General features: G+C 72.7%; 14 protein-coding genes and 1 riboswitch. Of the genes, 6 read left to right on the top strand and 8 right to left on the bottom strand.

The window, feature by feature from the left end:
- Positions 1–7 precede the first annotated feature (7 nt).
- Positions 8–961: an ABC transporter permease gene (locus tag BN3788_RS14240; protein WP_066587563.1), complete on the bottom strand. Its 954-nt coding sequence runs from the start codon at positions 959–961 to the stop codon at positions 8–10.
- Positions 958–2,580, bottom strand: a complete 1,623-nt coding sequence (locus BN3788_RS14235; RefSeq protein WP_108723861.1) for an ABC transporter substrate-binding protein — start codon at positions 2,578–2,580, stop codon at positions 958–960. Before BN3788_RS14235 ends, BN3788_RS14240 begins: the two co-directional genes overlap by 4 nt.
- Before the next feature lie 322 nt (positions 2,581–2,902).
- Positions 2,903–3,012: riboswitch (SAM riboswitch) on the bottom strand.
- A gap of 319 nt (positions 3,013–3,331) precedes the next feature.
- Here BN3788_RS14235 and BN3788_RS14230 point away from each other — a divergent pair.
- Positions 3,332–3,787, top strand: a complete 456-nt coding sequence (locus BN3788_RS14230) for a hypothetical protein (RefSeq protein WP_066587561.1) — start codon at positions 3,332–3,334, stop codon at positions 3,785–3,787.
- A 145-nt stretch (positions 3,788–3,932) separates the two neighbouring features.
- Here BN3788_RS14230 and BN3788_RS14225 read toward each other — a convergent pair whose 3' ends face one another.
- The 6 genes from BN3788_RS14225 to BN3788_RS14200 all read right to left on the bottom strand — a co-directional run bounded on the left by BN3788_RS14225 (position 3,933) and on the right by BN3788_RS14200 (position 13,625).
- Positions 3,933–6,221, bottom strand: a complete 2,289-nt coding sequence (locus BN3788_RS14225; protein ID WP_066587555.1) for a rhamnogalacturonan lyase family protein — start codon at positions 6,219–6,221, stop codon at positions 3,933–3,935.
- Positions 6,222–6,391: 170 nt separating this feature from the next.
- Entirely contained in the window at positions 6,392–7,540 is a 1,149-nt protein-coding gene (gene proB, locus BN3788_RS14220) for a glutamate 5-kinase (RefSeq protein WP_066587553.1), read from the bottom strand.
- Positions 7,541–7,597: 57 nt separating this feature from the next.
- Positions 7,598–9,112 (bottom strand): GTPase ObgE, encoded by a 1,515-nt coding sequence (gene obgE, locus BN3788_RS14215; RefSeq protein ID WP_066587551.1) that lies wholly within the window; start codon positions 9,110–9,112, stop codon positions 7,598–7,600.
- A gap of 188 nt (positions 9,113–9,300) precedes the next feature.
- A complete protein-coding gene (rpmA, locus tag BN3788_RS14210; RefSeq protein WP_066587549.1) occupies positions 9,301–9,558 on the bottom strand; it encodes a 50S ribosomal protein L27 in 258 nt (85 codons plus the stop codon).
- A 60-nt stretch (positions 9,559–9,618) separates the two neighbouring features.
- Positions 9,619–9,927: a 50S ribosomal protein L21 gene (gene rplU / locus BN3788_RS14205; protein ID WP_187138401.1), complete on the bottom strand. Its 309-nt coding sequence runs from the start codon at positions 9,925–9,927 to the stop codon at positions 9,619–9,621.
- A 170-nt stretch (positions 9,928–10,097) separates the two neighbouring features.
- The gene (locus BN3788_RS14200) at positions 10,098–13,625 is read right to left on the bottom strand and encodes an Rne/Rng family ribonuclease (RefSeq protein ID WP_066587545.1); all 3,528 of its coding nucleotides are present in this window, start codon (positions 13,623–13,625) and stop codon (positions 10,098–10,100) included.
- Between the two features lie 450 nt (positions 13,626–14,075).
- Between BN3788_RS14200 and BN3788_RS14195 the strand changes: the two genes are divergently transcribed.
- The 5 genes from BN3788_RS14195 to BN3788_RS14175 all read left to right on the top strand — a co-directional run bounded on the left by BN3788_RS14195 (position 14,076) and on the right by BN3788_RS14175 (position 22,065).
- A complete protein-coding gene (locus BN3788_RS14195; RefSeq protein ID WP_066587542.1) occupies positions 14,076–15,548 on the top strand; it encodes a cytochrome ubiquinol oxidase subunit I in 1,473 nt (490 codons plus the stop codon).
- Positions 15,549–15,558: 10 nt separating this feature from the next.
- Positions 15,559–16,659 (top strand): cytochrome d ubiquinol oxidase subunit II, encoded by a 1,101-nt coding sequence (cydB, locus tag BN3788_RS14190; protein ID WP_066587540.1) that lies wholly within the window; start codon positions 15,559–15,561, stop codon positions 16,657–16,659.
- A 13-nt stretch (positions 16,660–16,672) separates the two neighbouring features.
- Complete coding sequence (gene cydD / locus BN3788_RS14185; RefSeq protein WP_066587537.1) at positions 16,673–18,400, top strand: thiol reductant ABC exporter subunit CydD; 1,728 nt, start codon at positions 16,673–16,675, stop codon at positions 18,398–18,400.
- 207 nt (positions 18,401–18,607) lie between these two features.
- Positions 18,608–20,365: a thiol reductant ABC exporter subunit CydC gene (gene cydC / locus BN3788_RS14180; RefSeq protein ID WP_234346665.1), complete on the top strand. Its 1,758-nt coding sequence runs from the start codon at positions 18,608–18,610 to the stop codon at positions 20,363–20,365.
- Positions 20,362–22,065 carry a GAF domain-containing sensor histidine kinase gene (locus BN3788_RS14175; RefSeq protein WP_066587535.1) on the top strand — a complete coding sequence of 568 codons (1,704 nt, stop codon included), beginning with the start codon at positions 20,362–20,364 and terminating at the stop codon, positions 22,063–22,065. Before cydC ends, BN3788_RS14175 begins: the two co-directional genes overlap by 4 nt.
- Positions 22,066–22,104 lie beyond the last annotated feature (39 nt).

Raw genomic sequence — 22,104 nt, 5'->3', positions numbered from 1 at the left:
CGCCAGGTCATGCGGCGACCGGCGCGCGGCGGAGGCTGATGCGGGGGTCCACCAGCGGGTACAACAGGTCGACCGCGAGCGCGACGACCACGAACACGAGCGCCGAGAACACGACCACCGCCATCACCACGGGGATGTCCTGGGTGTTCACCGCGGAGATCGTGAGCCGGCCCAGCCCCACCCGCGAGAAGACCGTCTCGGTGACCACCGCGCCGGAGAGCAGCTGGCCGACGCTCACGCCGAGCACCGTCAACGCGGGGATCGACGCGTTGCGCAGCGCGTGGCGGAAGTGCACGCGCGCCCGCCCGGTGCCCTTGGCCCGCGCCGTCTCGATGTACGGCTCGGCCAGCGTCTGGCGCAGCGACCGCGCCAAGAGCTGCGCGATCGACGCGCTGGTCGGCAGTGCCAGGGCCACCGCGGGCAGCACGAGGCTCGCGAGGCCGTCGTTGCCGATCGCCGGGAACAGCCGCCACTGGAAGCTGAAGACCTGCACCAGCATCAGCCCCACCCAGAACACCGGCAGGGACACCCCCAGCGGTGGCAGCGCCGCGAGGGCGTGCCGCAGCCACCGCGTGCGCGGGTACGTGCTCGCCACGGCCAGCCCGACGCCGAGCAGCACGGACAGCGCGAGCCCTGCGACGGTGAGCTGCAAGGTCTGCGGCAGCACGTCCAGGATCAGCGACGTCGCCGGGGCGTCGGACTGGTAGGAGCGGCCGAAGTCGAGCCGGGCCGCGCCGCCCAGCGCGTGCAGGTACTGGGCGAGCGGCGGCCGGTCGAGCCCATGCTCCGCGCGCAGCTCCGCCAGCAGCGCCGGGTCGATGACCGACTGCTCCCCGCCGCCGGAGGCCATCAGCTCCACCGGGTCGCTGGGCAGCAGGTACAAGATGGCGAACGTCACGGTGAACGCGGCCCACAGGACGACTGCCCCCTGCGCCAGCCGGCGGAGCACGTAACGGGTCATGGCTGGGACACCCACGCGTCGTAGAAGTCCAGGCGGGTGGACGCCTCGAACTTCAGGTCGTGCACGGTGTCGGCCGCGGCGATGGTCGTGGACAGCTCCACCACGGGGATCGAGTGCGCCTTCTCCAGCAGCAGGCGCGACGCCTCGGTGACGAGCCGCTGCCGCTCCGCCGGGTCGACGGCCGCGGCCTGCGCGTCGAGCAGCTGGTCGACTGGCTCCGCCGCCCGCTTGTTCGTGTTGCGCGCGTTCACCGAGAAGAGGTTGCGCAGGATGTCCGGGTCGGAGCGGGTCAGGTTCCCGTAGGAGAAGTCGTACTCCCCGTCGGCGCTGGCGGCAGTGGCCTCGGCGATCGTCACCTGGTGGAGCCGCAGGTCGAACCCGATCTGCCGCAACTGCTGCTGGACCAGCTCGAGCGGGTCCTTCACCTGCCAGAACGTCACCTCGGTCGACAGCGGCTGGCCGTCCTTGACCCGGATGCCGTCCGGCCCCTCCACCCAGCCGGCCTCCTCCAGGAGCTCCTTGGCGCCCTCGGGGTCGTAGGCGAGCAGCTCGTCCAGCCCGTCGTACAGCGGCGTCGTGTGGGCGAGCGCGGCGCTCGCGGGCTCATCGAGCGGGGTGAGCACCGTGCCGGTGACCTCCTCGCGGTCGATGCCCTTGAGCACCGCCACCCGCACCCGCTCGTCGGCGAGCAGCGGGCGGGACTCGTTCGGGTACAGGTTGAACACGACGCCCGGGTTGGCGCGGTACGCGAGCCAGAACCCGTTGCCGTCGAACTGCGGCAGGTCCGCGGTGCCGATGGCCGCGGTCGCGTCGATCTGCCCGGACGCCAGGCTCCCGGCGCGAACACCGGCCTCGGGGATCACCGTGAACGTGACGGTGTCCAGATACGCCTCGCCGGTGTGCGAGCTGGCCCCCGCCGCGCCCCACGTGTACCCGTCGCGCCGCGCGAGCACGGCGCGCTGGTCCACGGTGTACTCCTGGACGACGAACGGCCCCGACCCGTCGAACTTCCCGGCGCAGCGGTCCTCGACGCTCAGCGCCGCCGAGGCCGGCGAGAGCAGGCCCAGCGAGAACGTTGACGTGGCCTGGAGGAACTGCGCGCTCGGCGCGCTGAAGTCCACCACCACCGTGGTCGGGTCGGGGGTGGTCACCGACTCGAGGTCCACCAGGTACGTCGAGCCCAGCGACGCTTTCGCGCCGAGCGCGACGATGGCCTCGAAGTTCGTCTTGACCGACGCCGCGTCGATGGGCGTGCCGTCGGCGTAGGTGGCGCCGTCGACCAGGTGGAACGTGAACTGGCTGGCGTCGTCGTTCACCTCCCACGACTCGGCCAGCCACGGCACGATCTCGCCCGACTCCGGGTTCTGCGCCGTGAGGGACGCCACCGTCTGGCGCGCGATGGCGATGGCGTCGTTGTTGCCGACCTGCTGCGGGTCGACGCACTTGGAGTCGACAGTGATCGCGAAGGCCAGGTCGCCGCCGCGCACCGGCTCCGCCGACGCCGAGGACGTGGAGCCGCCCTCGGCGGGTTCGCCTGCGCTGCCGGCGCAGGCGGACAGGGCCAGTGCGGCGGTGAAGGCCAGGGCCGTGCCAGGGGCATGACGGTGCAGGGTGCGCATGTGGGTCGACTCCTCGATCGGTCGGGTCGGTGCGGTGGAGGCGTCCTCGACCCTGCCCGTCGCGGGCCTCCCGTCACATCGACGGGTGGGCGCGGGAGCGGGCGGCCCTGGCGCAGGGGACGGCGATCGGCCGTCATGGCGCAGCGGGACAGGCAGAGACGAAGGACGAGGCGCTGGAGGCGCAGTCGGACGGGCGAGGCCGTGTCGGGCAGTTCCGGGTCGGAACTATCGACAGGCGCGCGGGACCAGCAGCATGCGTCGACAGCCCACACAGGGGGCGTCGGGACACTGCCAGTGGGCCACGGTCAGTCCTTCGTCAGATGCGGTGTGCTTACCGGTCGGGTGCCGACCGGTCAGGCGTACCCGGAGCACCCCGTCACATCGAGGGGTTGCTGGTCGACGAGCCGGGCCTTGGCATCGACACTCTGTGCCTGCGAGAAGTACAGCGGCGCAGAGCCCGGGTTGGCAACCATTGAGCGGTTTGATCTCATATGTCGGCGCATGCGTGCACTCCTTGTGCTGCCCTGTGCCGGCCTCAACGGATGTCTGGGCGTCGCCCGGCGTCGTGGGCGCGAGTCCCTCAAGGGCGAACGTTCGGTCCCGATAGGTGTGATGGCAATGTCAAAAGAAGATAGAGGTGAGCTCTGTGCAGAGTTCTATGAAGCACGTGGCAGGGACACTCCTGGGCGCCCTGCTGACCGTCACCGCAGTGACGGGATGCTCAACGTCAACGCCGCCAGCAGCGCCTGCTGTGACGGCCGAACCGTCCGCGACGCCCACGCCCGACGACTGGTACGAGATGCACGACGGCACGCAGGTCGACATCTACGCCGACCAGCCGCTGCCAGACGTGATCATCCCGGACGCGCAGGCGGCCTTGCAGGAAACCGTCGCGGCCCTCGCCGCTGCGAACCTGCCAGCCAACGGCTCGGGATCAACCCCTGAGCAGCGGCTCGTGATGAGCGACGCTGAGGCTGACGCTCAGACCCTGCAGAAGCGCCTGTCGGACGCTTCTGGGCGGACGGCGCTGGTGGTCTCCCCGCTGTACGGGTCGATCGATGGCGAGAACTACATGACGGTCTGGGCGGTGACGCCCTGGATGGACGAGCACAGCGTGATGGCCAGCGAGGACAAGGACACCGTCACGGCAGCAATCACCGCGTGGGCAGAGCAGGCGGGCCCGGAGTACTTCGTCGTCGCCCCCTGAGCGGCTGTCGCGTCAAGGCCACGCGACAGAACACCACTCCCCTCACGCAGGCAGCGCACATCTCGGGCAACTCGATAGATGCGCGCGCACGAGTGGGGCGGCAGCCACCAGGCCACCGCCCCACCCATGCGGTTCCGCCCTCCCGCTACGGCGTGTAGATCTTCGGCTGAGCCGGAGCCGTGAACGGGTCACCCAGTGCGAACCCCGGGTGCGGCGGCTGGTTGTAGGCCGTGTTCTGCCACGCGATCGCCGTGCGGTACTGCGCGTCGTGGAGGAGGGTGTGGACCTTGTAGGTCGTGACAGCCGGCGTCGCGTAGACCCGCAGCGCCGTCGAGTCAGTGGTCGGCCAGACGACCTCCTCACGCCAGTCGCCCCACAGGTCCCCCGACAGGGACGGCGTGGCCTTGGTGCCGTTGTTCGCGACGACCCCCGATGCGGTGAGCAGGCGGGTGTCGGTAGACGGCGTGTACTTGTTCACATACGTCCGGTCCAGCAGCTCGCGCACCGGGTCGCCGTCCCACCAGGCCAGGAAGTTCGCCGACGACGGCTTGCGCCCGATGTCGGAGCCCTTCGCGCTGCGCATCACCGAGTCCGCCGACGACCACGACTCCGCCCCCGCGCTGCCCGACCAGATGTCACCCGAGACGCCGCGGCCGTTGTCGCCGCCCGCCGGAGTGGACCACAGGATCTGCCCGGTGCGTGCGTCCGCGAACCACGAGCTCGGCTTGCTGGCGTCCTCGCTGACCTTGAAGACCTCCAGCCCGGCGCGCGAGGGATCCAGGTCGCCGACATGCAGCGCGTCACCGTGGCCGAGCCCCGTGTTCCACATCACCGTGCCGTTGTCGTTGATCGCGGCGGCGCCGTAGACGACCTCCTGCTTGCCGTCGCCGTCGGCGTCCGCGATCGAGAGCTGGTGGTTGCCCTGCCCCGCCACCGCGCTGTTGCCCGCGGACGAGCTGTTCGAGTCGAAGGTCCAGCGCCGCGTGAGCGACCCGTCGCGGTAGTCCCATGCCGCCACGACGGCCCGCGTGTAGTAGCCGCGCGCCATGATGATCGAGGGCCGCTGCCCGTCCAGGTAGGCGGTGCCCGCGAGGAACCTGTCCACCCGGTTGCCGTAGGAGTCGCCCCAACTCGACACCGTGCCACGCGCGGGCACGTAGTCGGCAGTGGCGCCGATGGACCCGTCCTGGCCCTTGAAGACCGTGAGGTACTCGGGGCCGCTGAGCACGTAGCCGGAGGAGTTGCGGTAGTCGGCGCTCGACGAGCCGATGAGCTGGCCGGTGCCCGATCGGGTGCCGTCCGCCGTCTTCACCGCCACCTCGGCCCGGCCGTCGCCGTCGTAGTCGTAGACCTGGAACTGCGTGTAGTGCGCGCCGGCGCGGATGTTGCGCCCCAGGTCGACGCGCCACAGCCGCGTCCCGTTCAACTCATAGGCGTCCAGGTAGACATTGCCGGTGTAGCCGGACTGCGAGTTGTCCTTGGCGTTGGACGGGTCCCACTTGAGCACGAACTCGAGCTGCCCGTCGCCGTCCAGGTCGCCCACGCTCGCGTCGTTGGCGCTGTACGTGTACGCCTCCCCCGAGGGCGTCGTCCCGCCAGCGGGCTTCTGGATCGGCACGTCCAGGTAGCCGTTGGCGAACGTGAGGCTGGCCCCCGAGGCGGCCTGCTCGGTCCCGTTGACGACGGCGCGCACCGTGTACGACGCGTTCGCCGCCGCGCCGGCGTCGTAGAAGTTCGTGGAGTCGGCCACGGGTGTCGAGGTGATCCGCGTGCCGCCGCGGTAGACGTGGAACGTGGTGCTGCGCGCCTCCGTGCCAAGCAGGCGCCACTGCACGAGGTTGCCGCTGCCGGAGCGCACGCTGATCAGCCCGCGGTCGAGGCGCTCGGCCTGCCAGGAGCCCGCCACCGGCGCCGTCGGCTCCGGCGTGGGCGTCGGTGACGCGCTGGGCGAGGCCGTGGGGCTGGCGGTGGGGCTCGTGGTCGGGCTCGCGGTCGGCGAGGGCGTGGTGGTGGGCGTCGCGGCCGATCCCGTGCACACCGTGCCGTTGAGGGTGAACGTTGTGGGCGCGGGGTTCGTCGACCCGTTCCACGCGCCGTTGAACCCGAACGACACGGATCCGCCGCTGGGCACCGCCGCGTTGTACCCGGCGTCCTTCACGCTCACCGCGCTGCCGGACTGGGTGGCGACGCCGTTCCATGCCTGCGTGACGGTCTGCCCGGCGCCGAAGGCCCAGCCCAGCGTCCAGCCGTTGAGCGCGTCCCCGAGGTTCGCGATAGACACGGACCCGCCGAACCCCGTCGACCACTGATTCGTCACCTCGTAGGTGACGCGGCAGGCCGTGGCCGCGACCGCACCCTGGGCGGCGACCACCCCCATCCCCGCCGCCAATGCCGCGATGGCGGCCCATCCGGTGGCTCTGCGTCGAACTGACATCAGTCTCCCCTTCGAGCGATGGGAGACGACCCGGCCCTGCGCCCGCGTCGAGCAAGCGCTCTCCCGCAGGAGAGGCTAGGAGCGGACAACCCGTGTGTCACGGGACGAACCGGGCTACGAAGCGATTCAGTCCATCCGCTCGACGCGCGCGAGCCCAACGAGGGCCGCGGTCAGCGCCTGCGCCGCACCAGCACCAGGTCGTCGCGGTGCACCAGCTCGCGCCCGTACTCCGGCCCGAGGTCCGCGCGCAGCTCGGAGGTCGTGTGCCCCAGCAGGCCCGGCACCTCCTCGGAGGAGTACGCGACGAGCCCACGGGCCACCACCACGCCGTCCTGGCCGCACAGCTCCACCGGGTCGCCGGCCTCGAAGGCGCCCTCCACCCGGGTCACCCCGGCGGGCAGCAGCGACGTCCGCCGCTCCACGACAGCGCGCACGGCGCCCTCGTCGAGCACCAGCCGGCCACGTGTCCGCGCGGCGTGCGCGAGCCACAGCAGCCGCGTGGACGCCCGGCGGCCGGTGGCCGCGAACCAGGTGCCCACGTCCTCCCCGGCCAGCGCGGCGGCGGCGTTCTCCGCCGAGGTCAGCACCACCGGGATGCCCGAGGCCGTCGCGATGGCGACGGACTCCAGCTTGGTGACCATGCCGCCCGTGCCGATCGCGCTGCCCCGGGCGGTCACGTCGATGCCGTCCAGGTCCTGCGGCCCCCGCACCTCCGGGATGCGCACCGAGCCGGGCCGTGACGGCGGGCCGGTGTGCAGCCCGTTGACGTCGGTGAGCAGCACCAGCGCGTCGGCGTGCACCAGATGGGAGACCAGTGCCGCGAGACGGTCGTTGTCGCCGAAGCGGATCTCATCCGTGGCGACCGCGTCGTTCTCGTTGATCACGGGCACCAGGCCCAGCTCGAGCAGCCGGGTCAGGGCGCGCTGCGCGTTGCGGTAATGGGTGCGCCGCACCGTGTCGTCCGCCGTGAGCAGCACCTGGCCCACCCGCAGGCCGTGATCCCAGAACGACCGCGTGTAGTGGGCGACGAGCAGGCCCTGCCCGGCCGATGCGGCGGCCTGCTGCGTCGCCAGGTCACGCGGCCGCGCCGACAGCCCGAGCGGCTCGATGCCCGCGGCGATGGCGCCGGAGGACACCAGCACAACCTGCCCGCCAGCCGCCCTGCGAGCGGCCAGCACCTTGACCAACGCGTCGAGGCGCGCGGGGTCGAGCCGGCCATCCGCGTCCGTGAGGGACGAGGAGCCGACTTTGACGACCACGCGGGGCGCGTCGACGAGCTGGCGACGGTCGAACAGTGCGGCTGCGCTCACAGGGGGCATTCTCCCCCGCGACGGCCCGCAGTCACCTGCGCGCCCGCACCCCGGACCGCTGACATGTCAGTCCTCGTCCGTCCAGAGCCCCGCCTCGCGCTCGGTCCACAGCTCCGCGCGGGCCTCGGCCTTGGCGTCCATGCGGTCCTTGTACTGCTCGCGCTTCTCCCCACGGGTGGGCCGCGAACGCTCCTCGATGCGCAGGTCGGTGCCACGCGGGCCGGACAGCAGCTCCGACCCGGTCATCAGCGTGGGCTCCCAGTCGAAGACGACAGCGTCAGGCCCGGACCCGATGACGACCTCGGCGCCCGCGACCGCGCCGGCCGCGAAGAGCTTCTCCTCGACGCCGAGCCGGGCAAGCCGGTCGGCCAGGTACCCGACGGCCTCGTCATTGCGGAAGTCCGTCTGCCGCACCCAGCGCTCCGGCTTGGAGCCCAGGATCTGGAAGTAGTCGCGGCCGCCCTCGGCCTTGTGCGTCACGGTGAAGCCCGTGTCGTCGATCGCCTTGGGACGCAGCACCACACGCGTCGGCTCGGCGACCGGCGCCTCGCGACGCGCCCGGTCCACCAACTCGCCCAGCGCGTATGTGAGCTGTCGCAGTCCCTCGTGGCTCGCAGTCGAGACCTCGAAGACCTGCAGCCCGCGGGCCTCCAACTCGGGGCGCACCAGCTCGGCGAGATCGCGGGCCTCGGGCACGTCGATCTTGTTGAGCACCACCAGGCGCGGGCGCTCGTTGAGCGGCACCCGGCCACCCTCGATGCCGAGGTCGCCCGAGTACGTCGCGAGCTCGGCCTCCAGGGCCTCGAGGTCGCTCAACGGGTCCCGGTCGGGCTCGAGCGTCGCGCAGTCCAGCACGTGCACCAGCACGGCGCAGCGCTCGATGTGCCGCAGGAACTCCAGGCCGAGCCCCTTGCCCTCGCTGGCGCCGGGGATCAGCCCGGGCACGTCGGCGACGGTGTAGCGGGCCGAGCCCGCCTGCACCACGCCAAGGTTCGGGATCAGGGTGGTGAACGGGTAGTCCGCGATCTTGGGCCGCGCGGCGGAGATCGCCGCGACCAGGCTCGACTTGCCGGCACTCGGGAAGCCGACGAGCGCCACGTCGGCGATCGTCTTCAGCTCCAGGACGATGTCCCGCGCCTCGCCGGGCTCGCCCAGCAGCGCGAATCCGGGGGCCTTGCGGCGCGGGGACGCGATGGCCGCGTTGCCCAGGCCGCCGTGGCCGCCGGCGGCGACGACGAACTCCGCGCCCGCGCCCACCAGGTCGGCGAGCACCTCGCCGGTGGTCGACTTCACGACTGTGCCGTCCGGCACGGGCAGGACCAGGTCCTCGCCCGAGGCGCCCTGACGGTGGTCGCCCATGCCCTGCTTGCCCGACGACGCGTGGCGGTGCGGGGCGTGGTGGTAGTCGAGCAGTGTGGTCACCTGCGGGTCGACGACGAGCGTCACGCTGCCGCCATGACCGCCGTTGCCGCCGTCGGGGCCGGCGCGCGGCTTGAACTTCCCCCGGCGGATCGAGACCCACCCGTGGCCGCCGTCCCCGCCGCTGGCATGCAGGACGACGCGGTCGACGAAGGTCGCCATCGGTCACCACTCTCCTCGAGCCGGTATCAGCCGGCCATCATCACTGCCGCGAATGCGGCCATCATCACTGCCGCGAATGCTGGCAGGTCCTGCTGTGAATCACGCGCGCTGCGCGCGCGTCTTGTGCTGGCAACGACGAAGGGGCGCACCGCACCGGTGCGCCCCTTCGACGAACGAGATAGACGGGGTCAGACCGCCGCCGCCACGATGTCGATGACCTTGCGGCCACGACGCTGGCCGAACTCCACCGCGCCCGGCGCGAGGGCGAACAGCGTGTCGTCCTTGCCGCGGCCGACGTTGATGCCGGGGTGGAAGTGCGTGCCGCGCTGGCGGACGATGATCTCGCCAGCCTTGACGACCTGACCACCGAAGCGCTTGACGCCGAGGCGCTGCGCGTTCGAGTCGCGACCGTTGCGCGACGAGCTCGCGCCCTTCTTGTGTGCCATGACGTACCTGCCTTCGTGCTCAGATGGATAACGCTCCGCGAACGACGCCGCGGCGCAAGATCAGTTGATGCCGGTGACCTTCAGGCGGGTCAGCTTCTGGCGGTGGCCCTTGCGGACGCGGTACCCGGTCTTGTTCTTGTACTTCAGAATGTCGATCTTCGGGCCCTTCTCGTCCCGGACGACCTCCGCCGTGACGGTGATCTTCGCGAGAGCCTGAGCGTCGTGGGTGACCTTCTCACCGTCGACGAGCAGCAGGGCGGGAAGCTCGACAGTCGAACCAGCCTGTGCGGAGAGGCGGTCGACGACGACGACGTCGCCCACGGCGACCTTCTCCTGGCGGCCGCCAGCCTTCACGATCGCGTACACCACGTTGCTGCTCATCTCTGCTCGTCGAACTTCAGTCAGGGGCGCGCTCTACGTGGACTCGGGTTGGACCCTCACATCACGGACGCGCACGTCGGTGCGCCCTAAGGCACCGACGCTCAAGAGTACGGAACGCCTCTGGCTCGGTCAAATGAGCCCGAGGCGCCCCGCACCCGTCAAGCCGTCGGGGACTCCTCGTCCTCGTCAGCCTCGAACACCTCGGGCGCCACCGGCGTCAGCGCGAGCGCCTCCACGGCCTCGTCCTGTGCCAGCTCCTCGGCCACGACCACGTCGGTCGCCTCGGCCGAGGGAACGGCGAAGGCGGCCAGCACGTCGAGCACCGGCGGGGCCTCCACCGGCGCCACGTCCACCGCGCCAGACGCCACAGACGCCACGGCACGGGACTCCCGCACCGGGGCCTCAGCGCGCGCCGGAGCCTCAGTGGCACGCGGAGCCGGCGCCAGGGCGTCCAGCTCGGCGGCCGTCGCACGCACGGGCGCCTGGGCGGGGGCCTCGTCACCGTGCTCATGCGCATGCGCCGCAGCGGCTGCGATGGTCGCGAGAGTCGCCTTGACGGCCTCACGCGCCTCCGGCAGCACCGGGACCGCGGGAAGCGTCGAGGACGCCGCCGGGGCGGCCTCCTTGGCCCCACGCTTGCGGCGCGCCCGCTTGGGCTCCACCTCTGCCGGGGCCGCGGGGGCAGGCTGCTGAGCGGCGCCCGCGTCGGGGCGGCCGTTCTTCTCGATCGGGTCGGTGTGCACGATGAACCCGCGCCCGTGGCAGTGCTCGCACGTCTCGCTGAACGCCTCGACCAGGCCCTGGCCCACGCGCTTGCGGGTCATCTGCACCAGGCCGAGCGAGGTGACCTCGGCCACCTGGTGCTTGGTCCGGTCACGGCCCAGGCACTCGACGAGGCGACGCAGCACCAGGTCGCGGTTCGACTCGAGCACCATGTCGATGAAGTCGATGACGATGATGCCGCCGATGTCCCGCAGCCGGAGCTGGCGGACGATCTCCTCGGCCGCCTCCAGGTTGTTGCGCGTCACCGTCTCCTCGAGCGTGCCGCCCGAGCCGGTGAACTTGCCCGTGTTGACGTCGACGACCGTCATGGCCTCGGTGCGCTCGATGATGAGCGAGCCGCCCGAGGGCAGCCACACCTTGCGGTCCATGCCCTTGGCGAGCTGCTCGTCGACCCGGTGCGCGGAGAACACGTCGCCGTTGCCCGTCCAGCGGGTGACCTTCTCGGCGAGGTCGGGGGCGAGCTCGCCGATGTAGCCGGAGATCGTGGCCCACGCCTCGTCGCCCTGCACCACGAGCGAGCTGAAGTCGTCGTTGAAGATGTCGCGCACCACGCGGATGGCCATGTCGGGCTCACCCTGCAGCAGCGCCGGCGCGGACGCCGACTTCGCTTTCTTCTCGATGGCCTCCCACTGGCCCTGCAGGCGCGCGATGTCGGCGCGCAGCTCGTCCTCGCTGGCGCCCTCGGCGGCGGTGCGCACGATGACGCCCGCGGAGTCCGGGACGATCTCGCGCAGGATCTTCTTCAGGCGCGCGCGCTCGTTGTCGGGCAGCTTGCGGCTGATGCCGGTCATGCCACCGCCGGGCACGTACACGAGGTACCGGCCGGCGAGCGTGATCTGCGACGTCAGGCGGGCGCCCTTGTGGCCGATCGGGTCCTTGGTGACCTGCACCAGGACCGAGTCGCCCGACTTCAGCGCCTGCTCGATACGACGCGGCTGGCCCTCGAGGCCCGCGGCGTCCCAGTTGACCTCGCCGGCGTACAGCACCGCGTTGCGGCCCTTGCCGACGTCGACGAACGCGGCCTCCATGCTCGGCAGCACGTTCTGCACGCGGCCGAGGTACACGTTGCCGGCCATCGACACCTGCGCCTGGCGCGAGACGTAGTGCTCGACGAGCACGCCGTCCTCGAGCACGGCGATCTGCGTGCGGCCACCGGCCTCGCGCACGACCATCGAGCGCTCGACGGCCTCGCGGCGGGCCAGGAACTCCGACTCGGTGATGATCTGACGACGACGACCCGCGTCGCGCCCCTCCCGCCGGCGCTGGCGCTTGGCCTCGAGCCGCGTGGAGCCCCGCAGCGCTGTCACCTCGTCGCTGGACGTGCTGCGCGAGCTGCGCGAGCGGGTGGGGGCCGACGGCTCCTGCTCGGAGGACTCGCCCCGGCTGCTGCGGCGACGGCGACGGCGACGACGGCTCGAACCGCCCTGCTCGTCGTGCTCGCCGTCGTGCTCGGCGTCGTGGTCGCCCTCGTGCTCGGCATCCTCATCGTGCGTGTCGTCCGTCGAGGAGCCGGAGCCCTCGGAGGACTCAGCGCGCTCGCCGGCGTCACCCTGCTCGTCCGACTGCTCGTCCTGGCTGCGCCCACGGCGGCCGCGGCCGCCACGGCGACGGCGACGACGCTGCGCGGACTGCTCGTCCTCACGCGACTCGCCCTCACGCGACTCATCCGTGTCGGACTCGTCTGCCGCGGCGCCGTCCTGCGCCTGGTCGGCGGTGTCCGCCGGGGTCAGCTCCTCGTCCTGGTCCTGCGCGGCCTCGCTCTGCGGGGCGCGCCGGCCACGACGACGCGACGGCCGCTCGGCGGCGGCCGGCGCCTCCGCACGGGACTCGTCGGCAGACTCCTCGGCGGCGCGCTCCTCGGCGTGCTGCACCGCGGCGGCCTCCGAGACGAGCTCCGGCGGGCCGGCGGGGGCCTGTGCGCGCCGACGGCGCGGGCGGGCGTCCGGGTCCGGGGCCTGGAACAGCAGGGCCGTCGTGGCCAGGCGGGCCGCTCCGCGCGGCGCCGCGGGCGCCTGCTCGGCGGGCTGCTCCTGAGCCTCGGGCTGGGCCTCGGCGGCTGCGGGGGCAGCGGCGGCGCTGGAGCGCGTGGCGCGGGTCCTGGCGCGCCGAGCCGAGCCGGTGGCGGGGCCTGTGGTCGCGGCGAGCTCGGCGAGCACGTCCAGCGCGGGCGCGGGCGACGACTTCTCGTCCGCCTCGACTGCCTCGGCGTCCTCATCCTCGACCTCGTCGACGACCTCGATCACCGGCTCCGGCGCCTTGCGCGTCCGCCGGGTCGTGCGCTTGGCAGGGGCGACGGCCTCAGCCGGGGCGGCCTCGGGGGCCTGCTCGGCGGCGGCATCGGCCGGCTCAGCGGTCGGCGCCGTGGCCGGGCGGGTGGAACGGCGGCTGCGCTTGCGGGCCGGCTGCGCGTCGGCGTCGGCGGCCGCGACCTCGGCGGACGCGGGGGCGTCGGGAGCCGAGGCCTTCGCGGCGTCAGGAGCAAGGCTGGCCGGCTCGACACTCGCCGCCTCGGCGCTGGCAGCGGGGCGCACCGCACGGCGTGAGCGCGTCCGCGGCGCCGCGGCCTCGACGGCCGGAGCCGCCTCTGGGGCAGAGGCGTCGGCCTCGGCGGGAGCGTCTGCGGGCGCCGGGACGGCTGACGCGGGCGCCTTCGTCACTCGGCGGGACCGGGTGCGGGGGGCGGCAGCCGGAGCCTCGGCGGCCTCGACAGGCGCAGCGGCCTCGACGGGGGCGACAGCCTCGACCGGTGCGGAGGCCTCGGCGGGAGTCGCGTCCGTCGGCGGCGCGGTCTTGCGGGTGGCCCGACGTCGTGCGGGCTTCGTGGGGGCAGCATCGGGAGCGGGGCCCCCGGCGTCGACCTGTGACGTGCTGTTGCTGTTCTCGGGGGTGGTGTCGAGCGTCACTCGTGGTACTCCTGCATGCCCCTCGGAGCCGGCCACACTCCTCGGCGCCCCAGGGGCGGTCGGTCGTCGCTCGCGCTGTGCGCTGCGACGGAAGTCGTCGGTGGCGGCTGCTGCACCGCGGTCGGCGCCATCGCCAGCCAGCATGTCGTTCGAGAGCCCCACAGTGGGGATCGGTCACATCCGGCGGCGCCTGGCGAGCTCGACACGCTAGGTACTGCGAGCACGGTCACGGAATCAGAACGGTGTGGGCGCCCTGGAATCCTCTGTCAGTATCGCACAGCACCCTTCAGACGGGGAGGCGACACGACGGGGCAGTATGGGGCCGTCGTCGTCATCCCGGCGTGGGACCCGGGACCAAGGTCCCGAACGCCCCCTGTGCGCCGACCTACCGTTCGACCTGGGTGCATCGGTCCGACCCCCCAGTAGCCACGCACGTGACGGAGTCCTCCCGTGGAAGCCCTTGACCTGGCCAGATGGCAGTTCGGTGTCACCACCGTCTACCACTTCATCTTCGTCCCCCTGACCATCGGCCTGGCCCCGCTCGTGGCGCTCATGCAGACGTTCTGGGTGCGCACCGGCAACGAGCGCTGGCTACGCCTGACCAAGTTCTTCGGCAAGCTGCTGCTGATCAACTTCGCGATCGGCGTCGCCACCGGCATCGTCCAGGAGTTCCAGTTCGGCATGAACTGGAGTGAGTACTCGCGCTTCGTGGGCGACGTGTTCGGCGCCCCGCTCGCGATGGAGGCGCTCGCCGCGTTCTTCGTCGAGTCGACGTTCCTGGGCCTGTGGATCTTCGGCTGGGACAAGCTGCCCAAGAAGATCCACCTCGCGTGCATCTGGGCCGTGGCGATCGCCACCAACCTCTCGGCCTACTTCATCCTGGCCGCGAACTCGTGGATGCAGCACCCCGTCGGCACCGTGTTCAACATCGAGACCGGCCGCGCCGAGATGGTCGACATCTGGGCGGTGCTCACCAACAGCACGCTGCTGGCGGCCTTCCCGCACACCATCACCGCCGCGTGGCTGACGGCGGGCACGTTCGTCGCGGGCATCGCCGCCTGGTGGATGGTCAAGCTGGTGCGCCGCGGCGAGGTCGAGAAGGCCCGCGACGTCTACCGCCCGGCCGTGGTGCTCGGCATGGTGACCATGCTGCTGTCCGGCGCGGGCCTGGCCCTGTCCGGCGACTTCCAGGCCAAGCTCATGTTCGAGCAGCAGCCCATGAAGATGGCCGCGGCCGAGGCGCTGTGCGAGAGCACCGACGGCGCGTCCTTCACGATCCTGGCGATCGGCAACATCAACACCGACTGCGACGGGGTCACCCACCTGATCGAGCTGCCGGGCGTCACCTCGTTCCTCGCGTCGGGCGACTTCGACGGCCACCTGGAGGGCGTCAACCAGATCCAGGAGCGTTACGAGGAGCTGTACGGCGAGGGGATCGACTACTCCCCCGACCTCGCGGTGACCTTCTGGAGCTTCCGCCTGATGATCGGCCTGGCCGCCGGGTCCGCCGCGCTGGCCCTCGCGTCGCTGTGGCTGACCCGCAAGGGCCGGGTGACCGACAACATCTGGTTCTCGCGGCTCGCGCTCATCGCGATCCCCATGCCGTTCCTGGCCAGCTCGTTCGGCTGGATCTTCACCGAGATGGGCCGCCAGCCCTGGGTCGTCGCCCCGAACCCCGCGGGCGTCGACGGCGTGTGGCTGCTCACCCAGCGCGGGGTCTCCGAGGTGGTGAGCCCCACCACCGTCATCATTTCGATGGTGGCCTTCACCGCGCTCTACGGCGTGCTCGCGGTCATCTGGTACAAGCTCATGCACCGCTACGCGGTCGAGGGCGTGGCTGACACCGAGCACGACCCGAGCCCCGACAACCCCGACAACCACAGCGACGACGCGGGCGACAAGCCGCTGTCGTTCGCCTACTGAGGCAGGCGTCATGGAGCTCACGACAGTCTGGTTCCTGCTGATCGCCCTCCTGTGGACGGGCTACCTCGTCCTCGAGGGCTTCGACTTCGGCGTCGGCATGCTGCTGAAGCTGCTGGGGCGCGACGACAAGGAACGTCGCGTGATGATCAACACCATCGGCCCGGTGTGGGACGGCAACGAGGTGTGGCTGCTGACCGCGGGCGGCGCGACGTTCGCGGCGTTCCCCGAGTGGTACGCCACGATGTTCTCCGGGTTCTACCTGCCGCTGCTGCTCATCCTCCTCGCGCTCATCGTGCGGGTGGTCGCGTTCGAGTGGCGCGGCAAGATCAACGACCAGGCGTGGCGTGACCGCGCCGACTGGGCGCTGACGATCGGCTCCTGGGTCCCCGCGATCCTGTGGGGCGTCGCGTTCGCGAACCTGGTGCGCGGCGTCGAACTGGACGCGAACCACCAATACGTGGGCGGCTTCTTCGCGCTGCTCAATCCGTTCGCCCTGGTGGGCGGCGTCACCACGGCGCTGCTGTTCCTCACCCACGGCGCCGTGTTCCTGGCGTTGAAGTCGGACGGCGTGGTCCGCCAGCGCGCTGGCGCGCTGGCCTCCCGACTCTCGGTGGTCACGCTGGTCGTCGCGGCCGCGTGGGCCATCTGGGCGCAGGTCGCCTACTCGGTGGCCTGGACCTGGGCTGCTGTCGCCGTCGCGGCGATCGCCCTGGTGGCGCTCGTCCTGGCAACCCGCGCCCGGCGTGAGGGCTGGGCGTTCATCGCCTCGGCCGTGACTCTCGTCGCCGCCGTCGTGCTGATCTTCGGCTCGATGTACCCCGACGTGATGCCCGCCTTCGACCCGGCGAACTCGCTGAACATCGACAACGCGTCGTCGTCGTCGTACACGCTGACGGTCATGACGTGGGTCGCGGTGTGCCTGGTGCCCTTCGTCCTGCTCTACCAGGGCTGGACGTACTGGGTCTTCCGCAAGCGCATCTCGTCCGAGCAGATCCCCGACTCCATCGGCCTCACCTTCGCCCGCGTGAAGGCCGCGGCCTTCAGCGGCGGCACGGGCACGGACAACGGTTCGGCGGCCTCCAGCTCGCGGACGGACGGCACGACGTCATGAGGCGCATCCGGCTGTGAAGCCCCTCGACCCGAGGCTGCTGCGCCACGCGCGCGCGGCCCGGCAGTACGTCGCCCTCACCGTCGTGCTCGGCCTGGCCGTCGCGGGGCTCGTCATCGCCCAGGCGCTCCTGCTCGGCCACGCGCTGGGCTCGGCTGTGCAGGACGGCGCGAGCCTCGACGACCTCCGTCCGCTGATCGGCTGGCTCGTGCTGGTCGTGGCCGCGCGCGCCCTCGTCACGGGCGCGCAGGAGCGGTACGCCCACCGGGCCGCGACCCGGGCGATCGGGGAGCTGCGCGCGCAGGTGGTGGAGCGGGCGACCGCGCTCGGACCACGCTGGCTGGCGGGCGGCGAGGGCCCCCGCGTCGTGACCCTGGTGACGCGCGGGCTGGAGAACCTCGAGCCGTACTTCGTCAAGTACCTCCCCCAGCTCGTGCTCGCCGCGACGGTCACGCCGGCGACCCTGCTGGTGGTGCTGGGCCTGGACTGGCTGTCCGCGGCGATCATCGCGGGCACCATCCCGCTGGTGCCGATCTTCATGACGTTGGTCGGCCGCCTGACGCAGGGGCGCTCCGAGCGCGGCCTGCGCGTCATGCAGCGGCTCGGCTCCCAGGTGCTGGACCTGCTCGCCGGGCTGCCGACGCTGCGCGGGTTCGGCCGCGAGCGGGGCGCCACGCGCCGGGTGCGCGAGCTCGGCCAGGCGCACCGCCGGGCGACGATGGGCACGCTGCGCATCGCGTTCCTGTCGGGGATGGTGCTGGAGCTGCTCACGACGCTGGCGGTGGCCCTCGTGGCCGTCGCGATCGGGATGCGACTCGTCTACGGCCAGATCGACCTCGTGACGGGGCTGACCGTGCTTGTGCTCGCGCCCGAGGTGTACCTGCCGCTGCGCCAGGTCGGCGCCCACTTCCACGCCTCGACGGACGGCGTCGCCGCCGCCGAGCAGGTCTTCGAGGTGCTCGAGACCCCGCTGCCCGAGCGCGGCTCGCTGCCGTGCCCGGACCTGCGCGCGGCGACTCTCCGACTGCGGGACGTGAGCGTGCGGGCGCCCGGTCGCGACGTGCTGGCGCCCGCTGGCCTGGACCTCGAGCTGCGCCCCGGGCAGGTCCTCGCCCTGACAGGCGCCAGCGGCGGCGGCAAGTCCACGGCCGTGTCCGTGCTGCTCGGGCTGCTGCGGCCGGACACCGGCACGGTGGACGTCCTCCCCTCCGACGGCCCGGCCGTGCCCCTGGCGGACATCGACTCTGCCGACTACTGGCGGCAGGTCTCCTGGCTGCCGCAGCGCCCGGTGCTGGAGCCGGGGACGATCGACGCGGTGGTGACCGGAGCCGACGCCGACGCGTCGGGACGGCTGACAGACGCGACCCGACGGGACAGGGCCGCGGCCCTCACCGGGCTGGACGAGGTCGTGGCGGCACTGCCCGCCGGATGGCAGACCCTCCTGGGCCGTGGCGGCGCCGGGCTCTCGGTGGGCCAGCGCCAGCGGGTCGCGCTGACCCGGGCGCTGCTCTCCGACGCGCCGCTCGTCGTGCTCGACGAGCCCACCGCCCACCTGGACGCGGCGTCGGAGGACGTTGTCCTCGAGACAGTCGAGGCGCTGCGACGCGAGGGCCGGACGGTGCTGCTCGTCGCGCACCGCGCGTCGTTGATCGCGCTGGCCGACCAGGTGGTCGAGGTCCGGTCCGTCGACGTGCCCGCCGACGCAGACCTGCCCGCCGAGGCCGACGCGGAGGCCCTCCGATGACCGCCACGACGCCCCGATCGACCCCCATCACGCCCCACGAGCCCGTAGCAACGCGCGCCCCAGGATGCCTCCACCCCGGACCCCCGTCGGCGGCCCCGGATGTGTATAAGAGACCGCACCCCCCCCCCCCCGCCCCCCGCCGCCCCCACCCCGCGGCCGAGCCGGCCGGGCAGGCTCGGCCGCAGCCGCGACCCGCTGTGGCGCGCGGTGGCACTGCTCGACGTGCGCCCGGCGCGCGTCGCCTTGGCGGTGCTGCTCGGCGTGCTCAGCCTCGGGTCCGCCGTCGCGCTGGGGGCCGTGTCCGCGTGGCTGATCGCCCGCGCGTCACAGATGCCCCCGGTGCTGACGCTGTCCATCGCCACGGTCGGCGTGCGGACCTTCGGCATCGGGCGTGGGGTGTTCCGCTACGTCGAGCGGCTCACCTCGCATGACGTGGCACTGCGCGGCATGGCCAACCTCCGCACGGCGCTGTACCAGCGGCTCGCGGTGGGGCGCCCTGAGGCGACGCTCCGACTGCGTCGCGGCGACCTGCTGACGCGGGTCGGCGCGGACGTCGACGCCGTGGGAGACGCCGTGGTGCGCGGCCTGCTGCCCATCGCCGTGGCGACGGTGCTGGGCGTCGGCACCGTGATCGCGATGGGCTTGTTCCTCCCGGCCGCCGGGCTGAGCCTCGCGGCCTGCCTGCTGCTCGCGGGCGTGGTGGCGCCCTGGCTCGCCGCACGCGCGGCCCGCACCACCGAGCAGCGCGCCGCCAGCGCCCGGGCCACCCTGTCGACCGTGTCGCTCGGCCTGCTGGACGACGCCGGGCCGCTCACCGTGCAGGGCCGCACGCCCCAGGAGCTGGCCGCGCTGCGCGAGGCGGACCGCGAGCTCGCGTCAGCGTCGGACGCCGGCGCCCGTCCTGCCGCCCTCGGCGCCCTGCTCGGGTCGCTCGCCACAGGTGTGGCGACGCTCGCCGCGCTCGTGCTCGGGGTGCCCGCCGTCCAGGCCGGGACGATGACGCCCGTGGAGCTGGCCGTCATCGTGCTGACCCCGCTGGCCTCCTTCGAGGCCGTCAGCGTGCTGCCCACCGCGGCCATCCAGCTCCAGCGCTCCCGCGCGGCGGCCCGGCGCATCATGTCGCTGCTGGACTCCGCCGCGCCGGACGAGGCCGACGGGGCACCCGTCGCCGACTCAGACCCCGCCCGGACCGCGCTCCCCGGGCACGCCTCCCCCCAGCACGACGTCCCCGCGCTGAGCGCTCGCGCGCTCTCCTGTGGCTGGCCCGGCCGGGACCCCGTCGTCGAGGGCCTGGACCTCGACGTGCGCCCCGGCCGATCGATCGCCGTGGTCGGCCCGAGCGGCGCCGGCAAGACGACGCTGCTGCTCACCCTCGCCGGCCTGATCCCCGCCCGGGCGGGCGACCTCGCCCTCGACGGAACGCCTGTCGCGGGTCTCGCGCATGAGGACGTCGCGCGCAGCGTGGTGCTCACGTCCGAGGACGCGCACGTCTTCGAGACCTCGGTGCTCGAGAACCTCCGTGTGGCACGCGGCGATGTCACGCCCAACGAGGCCGTCGACGCGCTCGAGCGCGCCGGGCTGGGGTCGTGGCTCGCGGCACTGCCCGACGGGGTGGACACCGAGCTCGGCCCCGACGCCCAGAGCGTCTCCGGGGGCGAGCGCCGACGTCTGCTACTGGCACGCGCGCTGGTCTCCCCCGCGCCGCTGCTCCTGGTGGACGAGCCCGCGGAGCACCTCGACTCGGCCACCGCCGACCGGTTGGTGCGCGACCTGCTCTCCCAGCGGTCCGAGCGTGGAGTGGTGCTGGTCACACACCGCCTCTCCCCGCTCGACGCCGCCGACGAGATCATCGTGCTCAGCGGGGGCCGCGTGACCGGACGCGGATCTCACACTGCGCTCCTCGCCTCCCACCCGGGCTACCGTGAGGGCTTCGCACGAGAGCACGAGGCACCGGAGGAACCATGACCGACCGCCCGACCAGCGGTGGCGCCGCAGTGGAGGACGCCCCGACCGGCGACGGTCTGACCGAGTTGCTCAACGCCGTCCTGTCGGTGGCCAGCGACTTGGACCTCACCGGGGTGCTCGAGCGGTTCGTGCACCTGTGCGCCGACCTCACCGGCGCCCCGTACGGCGCGATCAACGTGCTCGACAAGCGGGGAGCCTCCACGACGTTCGTGCAAACCGGCGTCCCCGCGGCGGTCGCGGCCATGCTCGGCCACCCGCCGCACAAGATCGGGGTGCTCAGCCGCATCCCCGCCGACGGCGTGCTCCTCCTGGACGACCTCACCCAGCACCCGGCGTTCGAGGGCTTCCCCGCCGGGCACCCCCCGATGGGCTCGTTCCTCGGCGCGGCCGTGCGCGTGCGCGAGCAGGTGTACGGCTACCTGTACCTGTCGGACAAGCCGGGCGGCTTCACCGAGCACGACGCCGCCGTGGTCGTCGCGCTGGCCGCCGCCGCGGGCGTCGCCGTCGCCAACGCCCAGCTGTACACCGAGGCCGCCCAGCGCGAGCACTGGCTGCGCGCGGGCCAGGACATCACCACGATGCTGCTCTCCGGGGTCGACGAGGAGGACGCGCTCGCCCACATCGCCGCGACTGCCCGCGACGTCGCGGACGCCGACACGGCCGCCCTCGCGCTGCCCGGCATGGGCGGCGAGCTGATGATCGAGCTCGCCGACGGCTACAACGCGGACAGCCTGATCGGCGAGGTGATGCCGCGCGACGGCCGCTCCTGGTCGGTGATGAGCGAGGGCCGCGGCCTGCTCGTCGAGTCGCTGTCGAGGTCGCGCGTCGTGCGCGTCGTGCCGATGCGGGCCTTCGGGCCGGCGCTGTTCGCCCCGCTGCAGACCTCAGGGCGCGGCGTCGGCGTCCTCATCCTGCTCCGCCGGATCGGCAGCCCCCCGTTCGACCCGAGCGACCTCGTGACCGCCGAGTCGTTCGCGTCCCAGGCCGCCCTGGCCTTCGTGCTCGCCGAGGCCCGGCACGCGCAGGACGTCGCGGCGCTGCTCGACGAGCGCGAGCGGATCGCCCGCGACCTGCACGACCTGGCCATCCAGCAGCTCTTCGCCACCGGCATGCAGCTCGAGACGGTGCGCCGGCGCGCGGCCCGCGGCGTCGACCCGAGCGAGCTCACGAGCATCGTCGAGGAGGCGCTGGACAACGTCGACGGCTCGGTGCGCCAGATCCGCCAGATCGTGTACGCACTGCGCGATCCCGACGCCGCCACCGGCCTGGTGGAGCGCCTGCGCCGGGAGGCCAGCCTGGCCCGCACCGGGCTGGGCTTCGCCCCGTCGCTCGTGGTCTCTCTCGACGACGTCCCCGTGCCGGACGGCGACTACCTCGAGGCCGACCAGCTCGACGCCCGCGTCGGCACCGACCTCACCGACGACGTCGTCGCGGTGGTGCGGGAGGGCCTGGCGAACGCGGCCCGCCACGCGCACGCCTCGGGCGTCATCGTGCGGGTGTCCGTGCGCGGGGCCGGGCCCACCGGCTCGGTGCAGGTGGAGGTGGAGGCCGACGGCTCGGGCCTGCCGCCCGTGCGCGACCGCCGCTCCGGCACCGGCAACCTGGCCGCCCGGGCACGCCAGCACGGCGGGTCCTTCAGCCTGGGAGTGTCGCCGAGCGGCGACGGCACCCTGCTGAGCTGGTCAGCCCCGCTGGGCTGACCAGCCGGGCCTGACCAGCGGGGCTGGTCAGGCCGCCGG

Origin of the sequence: Cellulomonas timonensis (genome assembly GCF_900046455.1) — a bacterium.
In the GTDB taxonomy this organism is placed as follows: domain Bacteria; phylum Actinomycetota; class Actinomycetes; order Actinomycetales; family Cellulomonadaceae; genus Cellulomonas_A; species Cellulomonas_A timonensis.
Note: the sequence above shows the minus strand (reverse complement) of the source record. Positions and strands in the feature narration are given on the sequence as shown.